This is a genomic window from Thalassotalea hakodatensis (assembly GCF_030295995.1).
Classification (GTDB): domain Bacteria; phylum Pseudomonadota; class Gammaproteobacteria; order Enterobacterales; family Alteromonadaceae; genus Thalassotalea_C; species Thalassotalea_C hakodatensis.
In genome coordinates this window covers 2,095,862-2,113,200 of the sequence record NZ_AP027365.1, presented here as the reverse complement: position 1 = coordinate 2,113,200, position 17,339 = coordinate 2,095,862, and the positions used below count along the sequence as shown (strand labels likewise).

12 protein-coding genes and 4 tRNA genes are annotated in these 17,339 nt (G+C 36.7%); 7 read left to right on the top strand and 9 right to left on the bottom strand.

Features of this window, described 5'->3' with window-relative positions; genetic code table 11:
- Positions 1-30 precede the first annotated feature (30 nt).
- Positions 31-1,479 (bottom strand): glyceraldehyde-3-phosphate dehydrogenase, encoded by a 1,449-nt coding sequence (locus QUE72_RS09145; RefSeq protein ID WP_286272908.1) that lies wholly within the window; start codon positions 1,477-1,479, stop codon positions 31-33.
- Positions 1,480-1,633: 154 nt separating this feature from the next.
- On the opposite strand from QUE72_RS09145, the gene QUE72_RS09140 reads away from it, so the two are divergent.
- Positions 1,634-2,440 (top strand): DUF2989 domain-containing protein, encoded by an 807-nt coding sequence (locus QUE72_RS09140; RefSeq protein ID WP_286272907.1) that lies wholly within the window; start codon positions 1,634-1,636, stop codon positions 2,438-2,440.
- A gap of 19 nt (positions 2,441-2,459) precedes the next feature.
- Here QUE72_RS09140 and msrB read toward each other — a convergent pair whose 3' ends face one another.
- Together msrB and gndA are read right to left on the bottom strand one after the other, a co-directional pair.
- Complete coding sequence (gene msrB, locus QUE72_RS09135) at positions 2,460-2,840, bottom strand: peptide-methionine (R)-S-oxide reductase MsrB (RefSeq protein ID WP_286272906.1); 381 nt, start codon at positions 2,838-2,840, stop codon at positions 2,460-2,462.
- A 1-nt stretch (position 2,841) separates the two neighbouring features.
- Positions 2,842-4,362, bottom strand: coding sequence for an NADP-dependent phosphogluconate dehydrogenase (gene gndA, locus QUE72_RS09130; protein WP_074500110.1), 1,521 nt, complete (start codon positions 4,360-4,362; stop codon positions 2,842-2,844).
- Positions 4,363-4,613: 251 nt separating this feature from the next.
- Between gndA and gap the strand changes: the two genes are divergently transcribed.
- Complete coding sequence (gap, locus tag QUE72_RS09125; protein ID WP_286272905.1) at positions 4,614-5,609, top strand: type I glyceraldehyde-3-phosphate dehydrogenase; 996 nt, start codon at positions 4,614-4,616, stop codon at positions 5,607-5,609.
- 377 nt (positions 5,610-5,986) lie between these two features.
- Here the strand turns inward: gap and QUE72_RS09120 are convergent, their stop codons facing one another.
- From QUE72_RS09120 to rlmKL, 4 genes are read right to left on the bottom strand one after another with little or no spacing between them, the layout of a single operon-like run.
- Positions 5,987-7,735 (bottom strand): DUF3466 family protein, encoded by a 1,749-nt coding sequence (locus QUE72_RS09120; protein WP_286272904.1) that lies wholly within the window; start codon positions 7,733-7,735, stop codon positions 5,987-5,989.
- Between the two features lie 24 nt (positions 7,736-7,759).
- Positions 7,760-9,676, bottom strand: coding sequence for an ATP-binding cassette ATPase Uup (gene uup / locus QUE72_RS09115; RefSeq protein ID WP_074500104.1), 1,917 nt, complete (start codon positions 9,674-9,676; stop codon positions 7,760-7,762).
- The gene (locus tag QUE72_RS09110) at positions 9,667-9,909 is read right to left on the bottom strand and encodes a glutaredoxin family protein (protein ID WP_286272903.1); all 243 of its coding nucleotides are present in this window, start codon (positions 9,907-9,909) and stop codon (positions 9,667-9,669) included. The genes uup and QUE72_RS09110 overlap by 10 nt, the downstream gene beginning before the upstream one ends.
- Positions 9,910-12,060, bottom strand: a complete 2,151-nt coding sequence (gene rlmKL / locus QUE72_RS09105) for a bifunctional 23S rRNA (guanine(2069)-N(7))-methyltransferase RlmK/23S rRNA (guanine(2445)-N(2))-methyltransferase RlmL (RefSeq protein ID WP_286272901.1) — start codon at positions 12,058-12,060, stop codon at positions 9,910-9,912. It lies immediately after the preceding gene.
- Between the two features lie 211 nt (positions 12,061-12,271).
- Between rlmKL and QUE72_RS09100 the strand changes: the two genes are divergently transcribed.
- The 5 genes from QUE72_RS09100 (at position 12,272) to QUE72_RS19005 (ending at position 14,072) form a co-directional block, all read left to right on the top strand.
- A tRNA-Met gene (locus QUE72_RS09100) sits at positions 12,272-12,348 on the top strand.
- Positions 12,349-12,569: 221 nt separating this feature from the next.
- Positions 12,570-12,646: transfer RNA gene (locus QUE72_RS09095), tRNA-Met, on the top strand.
- Positions 12,647-12,770: 124 nt separating this feature from the next.
- Positions 12,771-12,847, top strand: a tRNA-Met gene (locus tag QUE72_RS09090).
- Positions 12,848-12,893: 46 nt separating this feature from the next.
- Positions 12,894-12,970: transfer RNA gene (locus QUE72_RS09085), tRNA-Met, on the top strand.
- 814 nt (positions 12,971-13,784) lie between these two features.
- Positions 13,785-14,072 carry a tyrosine-type recombinase/integrase gene (locus QUE72_RS19005; RefSeq protein WP_407704964.1) on the top strand — a complete coding sequence of 96 codons (288 nt, stop codon included), beginning with the start codon at positions 13,785-13,787 and terminating at the stop codon, positions 14,070-14,072.
- A gap of 137 nt (positions 14,073-14,209) precedes the next feature.
- On the opposite strand, the gene QUE72_RS09075 is transcribed toward QUE72_RS19005, so the two are convergent.
- Together QUE72_RS09075 and QUE72_RS09070 are read right to left on the bottom strand one after the other, a co-directional pair.
- Positions 14,210-16,411 (bottom strand): hypothetical protein, encoded by a 2,202-nt coding sequence (locus tag QUE72_RS09075; RefSeq protein ID WP_286272899.1) that lies wholly within the window; start codon positions 16,409-16,411, stop codon positions 14,210-14,212.
- Positions 16,412-16,419: 8 nt separating this feature from the next.
- On the bottom strand, positions 16,420-17,316 hold the full coding sequence (locus QUE72_RS09070) for an AraC family transcriptional regulator (protein WP_286272897.1): 897 nt from the start codon (positions 17,314-17,316) through the stop codon (positions 16,420-16,422).
- Positions 17,317-17,339 lie beyond the last annotated feature (23 nt).

Genomic DNA, 17,339 nt, shown 5'->3' with positions numbered 1-17,339 from the left:
AGCGCCTTTTTTAAAATCTATGACTATCAACTATTTACTCGGTAATGTAGGAACGTTGATCCCTGCCATTTCGTGCATTACACGAACAACCTGGCAGCTATAACCAAACTCATTATCATACCAAACATATAAAACTGCTCGGTCATCTTCAACAATCGTTGCTTGTGAATCAACCACACCAGCATAACGAGAGCCCACGAGATCAGTCGAAACAATTTCAGTTGAAGCGGTATAATCTACTTGGTTTTGTAGATCAGAATTTAAAGAAATATTACGTAAATAATCATTTAACTCTTCAGTTGTTGTTGTTTCTTTTAAATTTAGGTTCATTATCGCCATTGAAACATTTGGCGTAGGCACACGAATCGCATTACCTGTTAATAAACCTTTTAATTCTGGTAAAGCTTTAGCAACTGCTTTTGCTGCGCCCGTAGACGTGATCACCATGTTCAACGGCGCACTTCGGCCACGACGAGGTGATTTATGATAGTTATCGATTAAGTTTTGGTCATTAGTATAAGAGTGTACTGTTTCAACATGGCCATTTTTAATACCGAAACGATCATTTAGTGCTTTTAAAACAGGAGTTATTGCATTGGTTGTACAACTTGCTGCTGAAATAATTTTATCTTCCGCCAAGATCATATCTTGGTTTACACCGTAAACGATATTTTTGATATCACCTTTTGCAGGGGCTGTTAATAATACTTTTGAGGTACCCTTTGATTGCAAGTGTTGGCCAAGACCTTCTTCGTCACTCCAAATACCCGTGTTATCAACGACTAAAGCATTATTAATTCCATATTTAGTGTAGTCAATTTCAGCAGGTGATTTCGCATAAATCACTTGTATAAAAGCACCATTTGCCTTTATTACATTATGCTCTTCATCGATAGTAATACTGCCGTTGAATGCACCATGTACAGAATCACGGCGTAATAGACTTGCACGCTTTGCTAAATCACCATCTTTACCCGGACGAATAACAATAGCACGTAAACGTAGTTTAGAGCTTGGCCCCGTACGTTCTATTAATAAACGAGCAAGTAAACGACCAATACGGCCAAACCCGTAAAGTACAACATCACGTGGCTCTTCTTCTTGTACGTTTTTACAAATCTGAGTTAATTCTTTTTCAAGAAATTGTTCAATTGATACACCATTGGCCTCACCTTTAAATAAATACCGGTAAGCAAGTTTACCAACATCGATGCGGGCCGGTGCTAAAGACATTTTTGTTAATGCTTCTATAAAAGGAAAGCTTTCACGCAATCTAAGTTTGCTTTCTTCATGTAACGCTACCGACTTATGCGCTTTGATAATATCAATAGCAGAAGCATTTACCAAAGGACGACCATAAACGGTGATTTCTATACCTTTATTACGAAATAGCTGCCCTATAATAGGTTGCATGTTTTCCGCGAAAGTTTGGCGTTCTAGCCAACTTGTTTGATACTGTTCCTCTAAATGAGAAGTCATTGCTTAAACCTTTTTATTTCAGTCAATTGAACCACGTACTATTATTAATTATAGTGTTAATTAATAATAGTGAATTGCGGCGCGTATTGTAATCGAATATGAAAGTTTTCTCTATAGATTACATAATATTTGTCGCAACATAATGGATTTACCAATGATAATTCGTTACCTAGTTGTTTTTACAGCTTTTTTATATCTTTCCGCCTGTGATTCTGGCCCTAATTTTGCCACATTATGTAAAGAAAACCCTGAGATTTGTGAAGAGTTTACTGAAGATTCTTGGTGTAAACGTGAGCGAATTGCGGTAGGAGTCGCTAACGTGGAAGCAAAACTATCACCAAATAATGACTTACCAAAATTTAATCAACTAATTGCTTACGAAGGTTATGAGAAGTGTATTTCGCATGCAGCAAAAATTGAACATATAAAGTTAAAAGAAAAGAAAACACGCCGCATTAATAATATGATACTGGCGCGAGCAAGAATAGAAGAATTAACCCAAAGCACTAAAAGCTCAGAACACCCTCGCCTGTTATATTATCATTGGACAAGAGAGCTTGACGAACAAGCACTTGAAAAATTTTTAGCGTTAGAAGGAACTAAAGCGCTTGAAACATCAGAGTCTCAATATGAATTAGCCACGTATTATATAAAAAGAGATCCAACGAAAACATTACAACTACTGTTTCGATCACTAGAGCTTTTAGAAGATAGTACCGATATTAATGACGAGGTATTTAAATCATTATCATCAATTTTTGCGAAAAAAAATAAAGCTAAGCAAGCCTATATTTGGTTAAAGGTGCTGAGTCTTTATGACCCTGAAGATCCAGTGCTAAATCATAATGCACTAGAAAATTATATTGCAACCCATGATTTAGATTATGAATTTTTAGATCAGGTGGCTGAAGCAACTCTCAATAAAATTGAATCATTACAATTTATTGCGCCGAAGTTTTAACAGCAATAGGCAATTTTCGTTACTGATCAGCAATAAAGTTTAAACTTAATGAATTAACACAATAACGTTTGCCCGTTGGTTTTGGACCGTCTTCAAATACATGCCCTAAGTGTGACTGGCAATGTTTACACTGAATTTCGGTTCTGACCATATGATGTGTATGATCAGGTAAATAATTAACCTGATTTTCAATACTTTGGAAAAAGCTCGGCCAGCCGCAACCGGCATTAAATTTTGCCGTTGAGTCAAATAAAGGTTGTTCGCAGCAAGCACAATGATAAACACCTTTTTGCCAGTGATCATTATACTTGCCCGAAAAAGGCATTTCGGTCGCCCCTTGACGACAAACGTTAAAGGCTTCGGGTGATAGCTGCTTTTTATATTCGTCGTCAGTTTTCATATTATACCTTTATCATCTCTTTGGTATCAGTAGACCATTGCACATGATATTTCTTACCTTTAGGTTTATCTACTCTTTCAAAGGTATGTGCACCGAAATAATCACGCTGCCCTTGCAGTAAATTAGCTGGTAATACGTCAGATCGCATTGAATCGTAATAAGACAACGCAGAAGATAACGCCCCAGCAGGAATCCCCATTAAGGTAATATTCGCAATTGCATGACGCCAAGACTGCTGATTTTCATTAAGTTGTTTAGCAAAGAATTCATCTAATAATAAATTCTCTAAGTCATCATTGCGCTCGAATGCATCAGTAATAGATTGTAAAAATACTGCTCGAATAATACAGCCTGCACGCCATATTTTAGCTATACTGGCAAAATCTAACTTCCAACCGTGCTCTTTCTCAGCTTGTTTCATTAATTGAAAACCCTGCGCATATGCACAAATTTTAGCACAATATATTGCGTCATGAAGTTCATTAATAAAGGTTGCTTTTTCTTCATCAGAATAATGTTTTTGTACAGGCCCGGTTAAAATTTCACTTGCCTGTTCTCTCAGTGATTTGAAAGAAGATATTGAACGTGCATATACCGCTTGTGAAATTGTTGGTGCAGGTGCTCCTACTTGTAAACTACTAACAGCAGTCCAAAGTCCTGTTCCTTTTTGGCCGGCAGTATCCAAAATCAAATTAACTAAAGGTTCACCATCAACTTTGTGACGTAACACATCCACCGATATTTCCATTAAATAGCTATCTAACGGGCCCTGATTCCATTTTGCAAAAATATCCGCAATTTCTTCGGTAGGTAACGATAAACCATTACGAAGTACGTGATATGCCTCACAAATTATTTGCATGTCAGCGTATTCAATACCGTTATGTACCATTTTAACATAATGACCTGCTCCAGCAGGACCAATATACGCTGTACAAGGATCGCCTGATTCAACAATTTGTCCAGGCTTTGTTCTTTCTAAAGGTTTTCCTGTACTTGGATCAACTTTAGCGGCAATAGCTTCCCAAATAGGCTTGATTCGTGTCCAAGCATATGGTGAGCCACTTGGCATTAAAGATGGACCAAATCGTGCACCTTCTTCACCACCTGATACTGCTGAAGAAAACAAAATAAAATTATTTTTATACTTTTCTTCACGTGCAACTGTATCTACCCATAAGCTATTACCGGTATCTATTACTATGTCGTCTGGCTGTATGCCAGCTCCAATTAAGCTTTCTGAGACTTGATCAACAGGCTCACCTGCAGGTACAGATAGCACAATAAGATGCGGAGCCTTAAGTTTAGAAAGTAGTTCCGTATAAGAAAAGCAGCCCGTTACTCGTGCCACTTCAGAGGTGTTTTCTTCTTTATCAAGTGCGATAGCTTCTTTGACTTTTTCGTGGTCTAGGTCAAATGCAGCAATGCTATAACCATTATCAGCTAGGTTTAACACTAAGTTTTTACCCATTACGCCTAGCCCGATAAATCCTATATCGCAAAGTTGTTGTTCTTGTGTCATGTAATTTCCAGAGGGTCGCTAATATAAATGTTAAGAATCATTATTTTTTTATACTTTGCAGTACATTTTATCACGGTATTTTTAATAGTTCCTAGCCTATTTAGCGATATTTTTTAAAAATGTAGTATATTTTTATTTATCTGTAATTAAATTCACGTTAACCCGAGTTGTTTTTACTAAAATATAACTTTTTCTTGTTTTTTTTCTCAAATGATGTAATTTTACTACATTATCATTTTTTGGGAATTATTATGACGATTAAAGTAGGTATTAACGGTTTTGGCCGTATTGGCCGTTTCGTATTTAGAGCAGCAGCAGAGAGAAATGACATTGAAATAGTGGGTATCAACGACTTAATAGACGTTGAATACATGGCTTATATGTTAAAGTATGATTCTACGCATGGTCGCTTTAAGGGCACTGTTGATGTCGAAGGTGGCCAATTAATCGTTAATGGTAAAGCGGTTCGCGTAACAGCTGAGCGCAACCCAGCAGACTTAAAATGGGATGCGATTGGCGTAGATGTTGTTGTAGAATCAACAGGTTTATTTTTAACGGACGAAACAGCTCGCAAGCATATTGAAGCAGGCGCTAAAAAAGTAGTCATGTCTGCCCCGTCTAAAGATGCTACACCAATGTTTGTAATGGGTGTGAATAATGACAGTTACCAAGGACAAGACATTGTATCAAATGCGTCTTGCACAACAAATTGTTTAGCGCCAATTGCAAAAGTATTGAATGATAAATGGGGTATCACTGATGGCCTAATGACAACGGTACACGCAACAACAGCGACACAAAAAACCGTTGATGGACCTTCCGTTAAAGATTGGCGTGGTGGCCGTGGTGCCAGCCAAAATATTATTCCTTCTTCAACCGGCGCAGCTAAAGCTGTAGGTAAAGTTATTCCAGAATTAAATGGCAAACTAACAGGTATGTCTTTTAGAGTACCTACCCCAAATGTTTCAGTTGTAGACTTAACAGTTAACTTAGCAAAACCCGCTTCATATAAAGAAATTTGCCAAGCAATGAAAGATGCTGCAAACAACGAATTAAGTGGCGTGTTAGGTTATACAGAAGATCAAGTAGTATCTAACGATTTCATAGGTGAAACATGTACATCTGTCTTTGATGCAGGTGCTGGTATTGCCTTAACAGATACATTCGTTAAAGTTGTATCGTGGTATGATAATGAAATTGGTTATTCAACAAAAGTATTAGACTTAGTTGCTTTTATCTCTGAATAATTAAGCTTTTACGGCTTATATCATGATTTTGTATGATGTAGTAATGCTACATCATACAACGTAAATATTTCCTTCCTTGCACTATTTTAGATTTTCCTACCGTTCAACACTATAAACAATACTCAGCTATGCTAAGCGAAACAGTGACTTTTTTTATATGAAAAAGTGTTGACCGCTCTACATTAATTGTTATGAAGTTAAAAAGAATTAACAATAAACGCAAAAAGAGTTACTTATACCAATTCTATTAAATGCATTAAACGACAACCCGTAATTTCAACACCCTAGATAACCTTGACTGAGCACATGATTAAATTTTTGGACAAAAAAAGCGCTATCTAAATATAGCGCTTTTCACAACATTAAACATCAAACAATTACTTTTTAGTAAAGCGTCTTGCAAAGCCTAATAAACTTAACAGCATTAAACTGATAATGCCTGTACTTGCACCTTTACGTTCAACATCTTCAACGACTTTTGCACAATCTTCGACTTCACCAGCAATAGGTTGCATTTTAATCGCTCGTACAACATCTTCTGTCAATGCGTCACCATCTTCATCATACATTATGTTGCCTTTCGCATCTCGTCGTTCCACTTTTATTACAGCAGAGCCCGAAATTTCATTATTTTCATTAATATCTCTCACTTCAATAATGGTATATGGAGAGTCACATGATAATAATTCATTTAAATTCGTAAAGGTATCAGTATTAATATCGTACATAAAACCATGAGTTCGGCGAGGGTTTGATGAACTATCATTGTGTGTTTCTACTTCACCTTGACCTACTACAATGCCATGCTCATTAATTGCTCGAGCTGAACTAGATGAACCGGTAAAGAAATCTTGCGGTAGTACCATTTGAGGGCTTTCCTGATTGGTATCTACGTAATAGAATTTTTTTCGATAAGAGCCATTACTTAAAGTAGTTGCATGCCCGACTGCAATACCTGCATCATTAATATCATAAGCTCTTGAGTCAAAGTATTCCGTATGATCTTCAGTAAAGTCTTTTACTACACCATCTTTGAAAACTACGGCATATAGGCTTGTAGGTTCTAATTCGCTAGGGTTCATTTCTGTTTCATCTTGCCAACCCGTGGCATAGCCAACAGCTACACCGCTACTGTTTACAGCTTGTGCAATGCTTACATGTTGTCTTGGATCATCAGGATGTGGAGTCACTAAAAAGCCTAACGTCTCCTTTGAAATCTCGCCACTTTCATCTACGTACCATTTAAATGCCTCGTTGTTATACATGCCATTGGCACGTAATTGCACGCAAGCTTCAAAAGGTAAATCATCTAACACTTCTGGGTCTCGACACCCACCAGACTCATCTTCAATGACTTCCAGTACTTCTTCAACGATACTGGTACTTGCGTACCCTACCGCAATGCCGTTATTACTGATATCTAACACTGCAGACTCGCCACCATAAGTTGTTTCTGGCGGTAGTATAGGAATAATTGAGTTCCCACCATCAGTGGATAAGAAGCCACGCGTAGTGAACTCACTTAACCATAACGTTACTTCGTTATCATTTGAATCAGTAAAATCAACCGGTAAGAATGGCGCAGAGCCGTTGCCATACACCCAACCTTGATCAGTTATGCCATTAATATAATCAACGGTTGATCGCGTTAAGGTATCAGTACCATCAAAGTTGACATCAAAAACAGTAAACTCTGTGGACTCTTGGCCAGAATTTGTCATGGCAACAATATCGCCGTACTTTTGATAGAACAAACTGCTTTTTTGGGTGTCTTTTAAGTAATAAATCGCCCAAAACAAATCATTGGCTGTTGGGTTACCATTTCGTAAAGCAGTTTCATCTTCAATATCATTGATACCGCTGACTAATTCATGACTACGTTCTGCAGAAAGAACAATGTTATCGTAATCATTTTCGTCAAAATACTGAAACTGAACAGGAAAATTATAAGCATCTGTTGCTGATATAGCCATTTGGCCAACATTATTTTCTTGTTGAGAATACGTAAATTTAAATTTATCTGCAGCACCCTTATCAATAATTTTATAAGTGGCTGCTTGTGCCGTTGTTAGGGCTAATGCACTACTAATGCTGAGTGTTAAGACCGATCTTACCAATGTTTTCATGTAACTACTTAACTCTTTTGATTTCTATATTTCATCTAATTCTTGCCACCTTGCATAGGCAACTTCGAGTTTCGACTCATTTTCTTCAAGCTGGTTCAATATTTTCTGCGTGACGTTTTGTTCTTGCGTGAAAAAATCACCTTTATTCACTTGTGCTTGTAATTCTGTTATCTCATTTTCTAAATTATCGATAAGCTCGGGTAAAGCGTCGAGCTCTCTTGAATCTTTATACGATAACTTCTTTTTAACCGCTTGCTTTGGTTGTTCTTGCTGACTGTTATCTTTTGTAACGGAATGATGTGTATTATCTTCGTTGCCATGATGAGCTTTACGAGAAGCTTCAACACGTGCAACATAATGTTCAACATCATCATATCCTCCCACAATCTGGGTAATGTTGCCGGTACCATCAAAGTACAAACAAGCATTGACACAATTATCAACGAAATCGCGATCATGGCTGACTAAAATAACGGTTCCTGCATAATTTGCAACGACTTCTTCCAATAATTCCAAAGTTTCTATGTCTAAGTCATTGGTTGGTTCATCTAAAATCAACAAATTACTTGGTCTTAAAAATAACCGTGCAAGTAATAATCTATTTTTTTCGCCACCTGATAAAGCTCTAACTGGGGTTCTTGCCCGCTTAGGACTAAATAAAAAGTCTTGAAGGTAACCTAAAACATGTCGAGTTCGACCGTTAACCGTAACATCTTGCTTACCGTCTGCTACGGTATCTTGCACGGTTTTATCGGGATCTAACGCCTCGCGATGCTGATCAAAATAAGCAATGTCTAGATTAACACCGCTACGCATTTTTCCTTTAGTTGGCGTTAATTGCTCCATTAAACACTTGATCAGTGTTGATTTACCTGTGCCATTAGCACCAATGAACGCTAACCGATCGCCACGAGTAATTAATAAATCTAACTGATTAATAATCACTTTATCGTCAAAAGCAATGGTTAATTGCTCGGATTCAAACACTAACTTGCCCGAACGTTCACCTGTAGATATTTTCATATCACTTTGATGCGTTAATTCTCGGCGCTGCTTTCGAACGCTTCGAAGCTTTTCTAGTGCTCTAACCCTACCTTCGTTGCGAGTTCTTCTCGCTTTTATACCTTGTCTTATCCACACTTCTTCTTCAGCTAATTTTTTATCGAAAAGTGCATTTTGTTGTGCTTCAACCTGTAAATCATGCTGTTTTTGTTCAACATACACATCATAATTCCCTGGGTAGCTGGTGAGTTTACCACGATCTAAATCAACAATTCGTGTTGCTAAACGACGAATAAATGCTCGGTCATGGCTAATAAAAACAATAGTACCTTTAAACTCTTTTAAGAATTGCTCTAGCCATAACACACTGTTAATGTCTAAATGGTTGGTCGGCTCATCTAGTAATAATATTTCAGGATTTGATACTAACGCTTTTGCCAAAGCAAGTTTGCGTAACCATCCCCCTGATAGCTCACTGACTTTACTTTCAGCATTAAGAGCTAACGTTGTTAATACTTGCTCAATACGTTGCTCATCTTGCCAAGCATTGGCTTGTTCAAGTGCTTGTTGAATGACAGAAAGTTTTTCTAAGTTTGCTTCTGATGGTGATTCTGCAATAACCGCAATTAAATGATGATATTGCTGGATCAGCTCCGCATTTTCGGCAATACCTTGTGCAACATAGTCAAAAACCGACATATCACATGATTCAGGCGGATCTTGCTCAAGCATGGCGACACGAACATCATTTGATATAACAAATTCACCATCATCAAGTAATTGCGATTTATTAATAATTTTTAATAATGATGATTTACCAGCACCATTGCGGCCAACTAAACAAACACGTTCACCTTGCTTTATTCTTAGTTCAGCATGATCGAGTATGCTATCAGTACCAAAAGCTAATTCGCCTTGTGTAATTCTTATTAATTCCATTCTGTTATTAATTCATTTATTTGTTGTGGTGTAAATGGCCAGTAAAGTTTTTCGCCGTTATCTAATCGTTCTAAAACAGGAATATGAACCCCGTACTGTTCAACAAGTTCTTCTTGCTCAACAATATCAATCACACTTAGCTTTCCATTTGCAATAAAAGGGTTACACATCTGTAACGCTTGCTCACATAAATGACAGCCTTCACTACTATATAAATAATATTCAGCCTGCATTTATTTAGATGCTCGCGTAATTAGCCAACTGTTATGAATATGTTTATTACGCTGAAAATCTTTATCACGTGTTTGATCAGAAATATTCTTTGCAGTAAAACCTAATGCCGATAAGCCTTCGTGATCTATTTTAAAGTTGCGTTTATTATTGGTAAAAATAATTTCACCATTTTCACTTAAGCAATTAAGGGCATCGCGTATCACATCTACATGGTCTCGTTGTACGTCAAAACTGTCTTCCATACGTTTTGAATTTGAGAATGTTGGCGGATCGATAAAAATAACATCAAACGATTGTTTATTTTCTTTTAGCCAGGCTAAGCAGTCTGCTTGAACAAACTGGTACTGTTTACCCGATAAGTTATTAAGGCGAAAGTTCTCTTGTGCCCAAGATAAGTAAGTATTTGACATATCAACGGTTGTAATTGATTTAGCACCATGCAATGCCGCTTGAACAGACACAGAACCCGTGTAAGCAAACAAGTTTAACAATGATTTATTTTTTGCTTTTTCTGCAACAAGCTGGCGTGTTTTTCGGTGATCAAGAAAAAGCCCTGTATCAAGGTAATCCCATAGATTAATTGAAAATTTCGCACCATATTCAGTTAACGTAATGGCTTGTTTTTTCTGTGCTAATTTTTGATACTGATTAGTGCCCTTTTGTTTTTCTCTGGTTTTAATAACGACTTTATCAGCCGGTACATTGAGTGTTTTAGGGGCAAAGTAAAGCACTTCTTGCAACCGTTTTGCGGCTTTACTAGGATCAATATTTGCAGGTGCGGCATATTCTTGGATAACAAGATAATCACCATATACATCAACAGCTACATTGTATTCTGGAATATCAGCATCATAAAGGCGATAACATTCAACGTGTTCTTTTTTAAGCCAACTTTTTAGGTTCTTACGATTTTTTAATAAGCGATTAGCAAACGCTGAGTCTTTACCATCAAAATCAGATTGAGGCGTTATTTGATCTTTTTCTCGTTGTTTATCATTGATGTCATAACAAGCAAGTTGACAATCTAAAGGTCCATTTTTAAATTTATAGCGTTTTTTACTACTCAACTTTAATAGTGTTAGTAATTCCGTATTCGCAGTGAAAATTGCTATTTTCCACTGATCAAAATTTTCTTTAAATGACTGACCTAAATGAACAAATGTTTCAACAAGCTCGGGTAATTCACCTATCCGTTCACCATAAGGTGGATTGAATACAATATGTCCATCTTCACTAAATTTATTTGTTAAGTGGTTTGCATCTGCTTCGGTAAACTCGATAAAATCTGAAAACCCAGCGTTACGTGCATTTTGTTTTGCTGCTTTTAGAACACGCCCGTCTGAATCGTATCCATAAACTTTCCCATTAAACTGCTTAAGTGCTTCTTCCGTTGCTTCGTAAGCTTGGTCGTATTGTGTTTGCCATAATTGTTCATTATGTTGTAACCAATGCGCAAAGCCCCAGTTTTCACGACGAATATTTGCAGCACAACCAATGGCCATCGACACGGCTTCAATCAATAATGTGCCCGAACCACACATTGGATCAATCAAGGGTTTATTTTGATTGTCTAACCAACCACTTCTCGTGATAATTGCAGCGGCAAGATTTTCTTTAAGGGGTGCAGCACCCGTAGTTTCACGATAACCACGCTGGAACAATGAACGACTTGAAAAATCAAGATAAAAGCGCACCTGCCCTTTTAGCAATCTTGCTTGAATTCTTATCTCTGGCTGATACTTATCAACATTTGGACGAGCTAAGCCACTATCGCGAAAGTGATCTACAATGGCATCTTTGACCGTTAAACCACCAAATTGACTGTTTCTTATTTCACTACTTTTACCGACAAAATCAACTGCAAAACTTGTATCACTTTCAAAGACTTCTGACCAAGCAACTTCACTAGCAGCTTGATGCAATGTTTCTTTATTATCCGCATCACTAGAAGACAACTGTAATAATACTCTAGAAGCATATCGAGTCCATAAACATATATGGTAAGCCTGCGAAATTGACGTTGAAAAATAAACACCCTCAGGTTTTTGTACGACATTCTCTGCACCAAGTGAACTAAGCTCCTGCGCTAATAGTATTTCAATACCAGGTGACGTTAATGCTAAAAATTGTTGTGTAGAGTTGATTTCCATACAGGGTTCCAAATGAGAGTAGAGCGCAATTATAAACAATAAGCATAGATACGAATAGTGCTTTTCAGTTAAAGGGGGTGATAAAAGAAGAAAAAAAGAACGAGTTGCTTAACTAACGTACGAACAGAAAAAAAATTACGAAAACGCCTTGCATTCTCAACCAAGTATCACTAACATACGCCTCGCTTTCAACAAGGTTGGAAGATACAGGCGCGGGATGGAGCAGCCTGGTAGCTCGTCGGGCTCATAACCCGAAGGTCGTCAGTTCAAATCTGGCTCCCGCAACCAATTCTTTACTAAGTTTAGAATTAAAATAAAGCTTAAATGGGATGTACGACCTTAGGTCATCAGTTCACTCTCTTCAAAATAGTGGCTCCCGCAACCAATTCTTTACTAAGTTTAGAATTAAAATAAAGCTTAAACGGGATGTACGACCTTAGGTCGTCAGTTCCTTTCTTAAGTTTGAATCAAAACAACTTGGCTTTCCTACTTTTTGTAGGTCATTCGGACGCGGGATGGAGCAGCCTGGTAGCTCGTCGGGCTCATAACCCGAAGGTCGTCAGTTCAAATCTGGCTCCCGCAACCAATTCTTTACTAAGTTTAGAATTAAAATAAAGCTTAAACGGGATGTACGACCTTAGGTCGTCAGTTCCTTTCTTAAGTTTGAATCAAAACAACTTGGCTTTCCTACTTTTTGTAGGTCATTCGGACGCGGGATGGAGCAGCCTGGTAGCTCGTCGGGCTCATAACCCGAAGGTCGTTGGTTCAAATCCAGCTCCCGCAACCAAATTTTTCATAAAAATATCTAATACCAAAAGTAAAAGATATCCTGTCGCGGGATGGAGCAGCTTGGTAGCTCGTCGGGCTCATAACCCGAAGGTCGTTGGTTCAAATCCAGCTCCCGCAACCAATTTTACCACTTAAAATCAATCAATTAAAGAAACAAAGTTTATTGCACTACTCTACTTTTATCAAAATCAGTGTAATGTGACATAGAATTACGTCACGTAAAATAGATTACTAATTTAAATGTTTTGGTTAAATATTTTTCATTTTCCTTAGTTTTATTTATCTTTACAAAAAAAACAAAATACAGTTGAAAGCTCATTTGTGACCTCAGTGAGACATTTCGTCTCGTTTTGCACTTTTTACCTTTGCGTAAATCAATCAAAAAGTGCATAAATATGCAATTTTTGACCTTAGGGCTATTTATATTTCCAGCATTCCTCGTCACAAAAAAAACGTGACCTAGAGCGTTCTTAACATACCTAAACTTACATCAAGCATTCAATTAAACATTTATTATATTTTATTTAAAAACAGTTGGTTGTGGCTTAAGGGAATTCATATCTCTCTAAAAACTTCAAAATAATTTTGTGACATTTATGATCTTTTATTGAGTAAATAATTGACTTAACTTTTAGTTCAATATTTATTACGGGAATTAGCAATAACAGCTTGAAATAAAGGTAAGCGTGTAGGACAAAAGAAAGCATTTAAACTTGAAGAAATTTGGTTGATTAGGATTCGACTAGAAATTGAAAACAAACTTGAGCAACTAGTTTTCTTTAATTTAGCCATAGATAGTAAACTTAGATCTTGTGACTTAATAAGTTTAAAAGTTCGAGATTTATCATCCGCATCACTAGTTCAATCTTGTGCGATGATAGAGCAAGAAAAATTCATAAAGAAATTCAATTTGAAATAACACCCAAGACTCAACAATGCTTGAGAATCAATGGATTTGTACAAATGAACTATCTTTGTCTGATTTTTTATTTCCTAACTCAAGAAAATCAGGTCACCATATTTGTTATCACTATTATGCTAATATCGTAAAGAATTGGGTGTCAAAACTAGGCCTAGTTATAGCTCAGTATGACACACACTCTCTCAGTCATATCAAAGCATCATTGATTTACGCTTTAACAAAAAACTTAAGAGCGATACAGTTGCTTCTTGGGCATTCAAAACTACAGAATGCGGGTAATAACTATACGTTTATACGTTGAAATTGAAGATGCTATATCAATTTCAGAAGGTACAGAAACATGAAGATAAAAAGCGCCAACTAGTTATTTAACTAAACCTGTGTATTTTAGATTAAAGAATCGATGACGAATACGCCCCCACTATGAGCTAGGATTACTTATATTTTCATAAACCAATCGTATTCTGTTCTCGAATTCAATTTATGCGATAAATACAAACCTAATTCTTTCAGTTGTGCATTGTTTTGATAATTTATAATTATTGTTTTCAACTTATTCAAAGCTTGTTTACCCAGACCAGCGCCGTCTAACGCCAAAATATAAGTATAAGCGTATTGCGCATTGCTAGGCATCAAGAACATTGATTTATCCAAAAACACCAATGCCTTACCTAGTTTTTTCTGACGAACATAATATAAGGCATAAGCGTAATGTAAATCTGCTGATTTTGGGTTATATTTAATCCCTTTTTTCAAAATAGCATCGACTAGAAAAGGTTTCTGTTGAACACGATATAAATCCGCTAAGTTAATATAACTAGCTTCAAAATAAGGATCTATTTTAATCGACTGCTTAAACGATTTTTCCGCATCCATTAATTTGTTCCTTTCTATTGCTAAGACGCCTTGATTAGCCAAACCTTCACCACGCCAGCTATTGATATTATTCGCCTGAATTAACTCGTTAAATGCTTTATCAAAGTCTGGGCTATTATCATCAGAGTCATAGCTCGACGCTAATGTTCTTGCTGCCGCTACGCGAATAGATTTAAATTTATCCCCTAACAAAGGGCTAATATGTAGTTTCCTTTCCGTTGGTGAAAGTAACGCACCAACATTCACAGCACTTAACCTGAATAATGACTCCTGATGAGTTAAGTATGGCTTAAGTACTTCACCAGAAAGTGATGGTGTAGTAAAACTCAGCATCTGAAGTGCACTTGCTCTACTGATCACATCAAGGTCTTCATCAGCAATAATACTTAAGTGATCTTCAAGATTAATAGCTTGACCATTATTTAAAGCCATTAATAACTGCTTATTCTTAGATAGTGCATTTGGCTTACCGTGCCACTCTTCTAAACTTTCAACCGCCCATTGGTTAGTTTTTTCAATATGGCACTGTGTACATGCATTAGGGGTAGAAAATTGAATTGATAGATCTGGTCTTGGAATTTTGAAGCTATGATCACGCCTGTCATCTACCCCCATATACCGATTGGTTGGCATATGGCAATTTACACATTGTGCTCCCTCACTCATTTCTTCATGTTGATGATGAGATTTTGCGTTATAAGTTTCAGCTCCGTGACACTGCAGACAAGTGGTATTGCCTTCAAACTTAAGCTTCATAGTATGTTTGTCATGACAATCTAAACAATTAACACCTGCAGTGAACATTTTACTTTGTAAGAAAGAACCATAAACATAGACTTCTTCTTTTATTTGACCATCAGCATGATAATTTGGTGATGATAAAAGCTGAGGGGTAAATTGATCTAAAAAAGCTGCTTTAGGTGTAATCCCATCAGTCAATGACGTTCGTAATGAGTGACATGCAAAGCACCCATCCATAAAGCGATTATCACGCTTTTTACCTTCCCAATGAGCCGTTTTCTCACCAATACTTCGAAGCCATTTTCCTGTTGGATGTTTATTTGAAATAGTATCTGCCACAACATTACGATTAGTACTTTTATTAGCGTGCTCTGACATATCTCCGTGGCAAGATAAACAACCGACATTAATGTTATCAAACTGACTATTAAAACCATTCATTTCTGGATTATATTGTCGAATCAAACCATCTGAATGACAATCAGCACACATACCATTCCAGTTTTGTAACGGTTGACGCCAATGTAATCTGTCCTCTGGACGAATTTCTTCATGGCTATAATTGTGATACCAGCGTTGACCGCCCTCTTCTTTGGCTCTACTGTCCCATGCAAAAGGTAATACTTGCAGCTTTCCCTGCTCCGTTTCAACTAAATACTGCTGCAATGGAAAATGACCAAACGTGTATATTATTGGATAGGTAGTTATTTTATCATCATAAGAAATAGTTACCTGATAAAAACCACCCTTAACTAAGAAATGTGCTTTTTGGCCGTAGTGCTCTACTTTTACATTATCAAAATTAGCAAGCACCGTGGTTTTATCCGCTATAGCCATTGATTTAGCATGATCAGATTGATTCCAATCGTGTTGTGATTGCTTATGACACGAAATACATTGCTTGTTTGATAGATGAGTTTCTTTTTGAAAATCATGATTTACACTCTCTGTGGCGTATACAGAATAAACTGATAACAAACAAACAAGTGCAAGACTAATAAAGCGAACTGTATTCAAAATCAAAATCTCTCTTAACTTGCTTTTGAGTAAGGCACTTTATTACCTTGACGGTATCCACTTCTAAATTCACTTGGGGTTAAGCTTTTAATTTCTTGAAAACGGCGATTAAAATTAGATATATTTTGATATCCACACATATAAGCAATTTGGGTTACATCGTAATTTTCTCTAACTAATAAACGGCAAGCTTCATTTACTCTTAAGGTATTAACAAATTTTACAAATGTCAGACCTGTATATTTTTTAAAAAATCGACTGAACCCTTGAGTAGTCAGGCCTACTTTATTGGCAATTTCAGTTTGATTGATATCATCACCTAGATTTGCTCTGACATAACTATAAATAGTTTCTATTCGTCTTAAATTTGTATTATTAATATCAGAATGAAGATCGTATTCTGGTGTAGTTAACACTTTTACGTCATCTGAATTTGCAACCTGATCAAGAATTTTAATAAGACAGAGTAATCTATCTATACTTTGTTGTTGGTACAAAAAACTAAGCTGCTTTGCTATTTTTTCTGATGTTTCCCCAAATATTTCAAGGCCTTTACTTGCATTATCTAATAAACGACTAATTAAACCCGCTTCAGGTAACTGCAAAAAACCGTCACCAAAACAACTTGGTTTAAACTGAATAACCAATAATTCTGATTCTTTATGACCTTTATTTGTACTACTTTGCCAACAATGAGGTACGTTTGGGCCAATGAGAATCATATCTCCTGGTAGATAAGTATCGACACTATCGCCTACAAAGCGCGTACCTTCACCACTAATGTTCCAGACAAGTTCATACTCAGGGTGAAAGTGCCAACTATGATCTTCGTTTAAATCATGACATTTAACCTTGAAGCAACAAAATGAGCTTCCCTCATTAGTCTGTACATTTTCAAAAGTAGGTTCCATAACTAACTCCCTGCAATGTTAAA

Bases quoted from the DNA above. Each gene is read 5' to 3' on its own strand.
- QUE72_RS09145 (WP_286272908.1), bottom strand. From the start codon at position 1,479: ATGACTTCTCATTTAGAGGAACAGTATCAAACAAGTTGGCTAGAACGC.
- QUE72_RS09140 (WP_286272907.1), top strand. From the start codon at position 1,634: ATGATAATTCGTTACCTAGTTGTTTTTACAGCTTTTTTATATCTTTCC.
- msrB (WP_286272906.1), bottom strand. From the start codon at position 2,840: ATGAAAACTGACGACGAATATAAAAAGCAGCTATCACCCGAAGCCTTT.
- gndA (WP_074500110.1), bottom strand. From the start codon at position 4,362: ATGACACAAGAACAACAACTTTGCGATATAGGATTTATCGGGCTAGGC.
- gap (WP_286272905.1), top strand. From the start codon at position 4,614: ATGACGATTAAAGTAGGTATTAACGGTTTTGGCCGTATTGGCCGTTTC.
- QUE72_RS09120 (WP_286272904.1), bottom strand. From the start codon at position 7,735: ATGAAAACATTGGTAAGATCGGTCTTAACACTCAGCATTAGTAGTGCA.
- uup (WP_074500104.1), bottom strand. From the start codon at position 9,676: ATGGAATTAATAAGAATTACACAAGGCGAATTAGCTTTTGGTACTGAT.
- QUE72_RS09110 (WP_286272903.1), bottom strand. From the start codon at position 9,909: ATGCAGGCTGAATATTATTTATATAGTAGTGAAGGCTGTCATTTATGT.
- rlmKL (WP_286272901.1), bottom strand. From the start codon at position 12,060: ATGGAAATCAACTCTACACAACAATTTTTAGCATTAACGTCACCTGGT.
- QUE72_RS19005 (WP_407704964.1), top strand. From the start codon at position 13,785: ATGCTTGAGAATCAATGGATTTGTACAAATGAACTATCTTTGTCTGAT.
- QUE72_RS09070 (WP_286272897.1), bottom strand. From the start codon at position 17,316: ATGGAACCTACTTTTGAAAATGTACAGACTAATGAGGGAAGCTCATTT.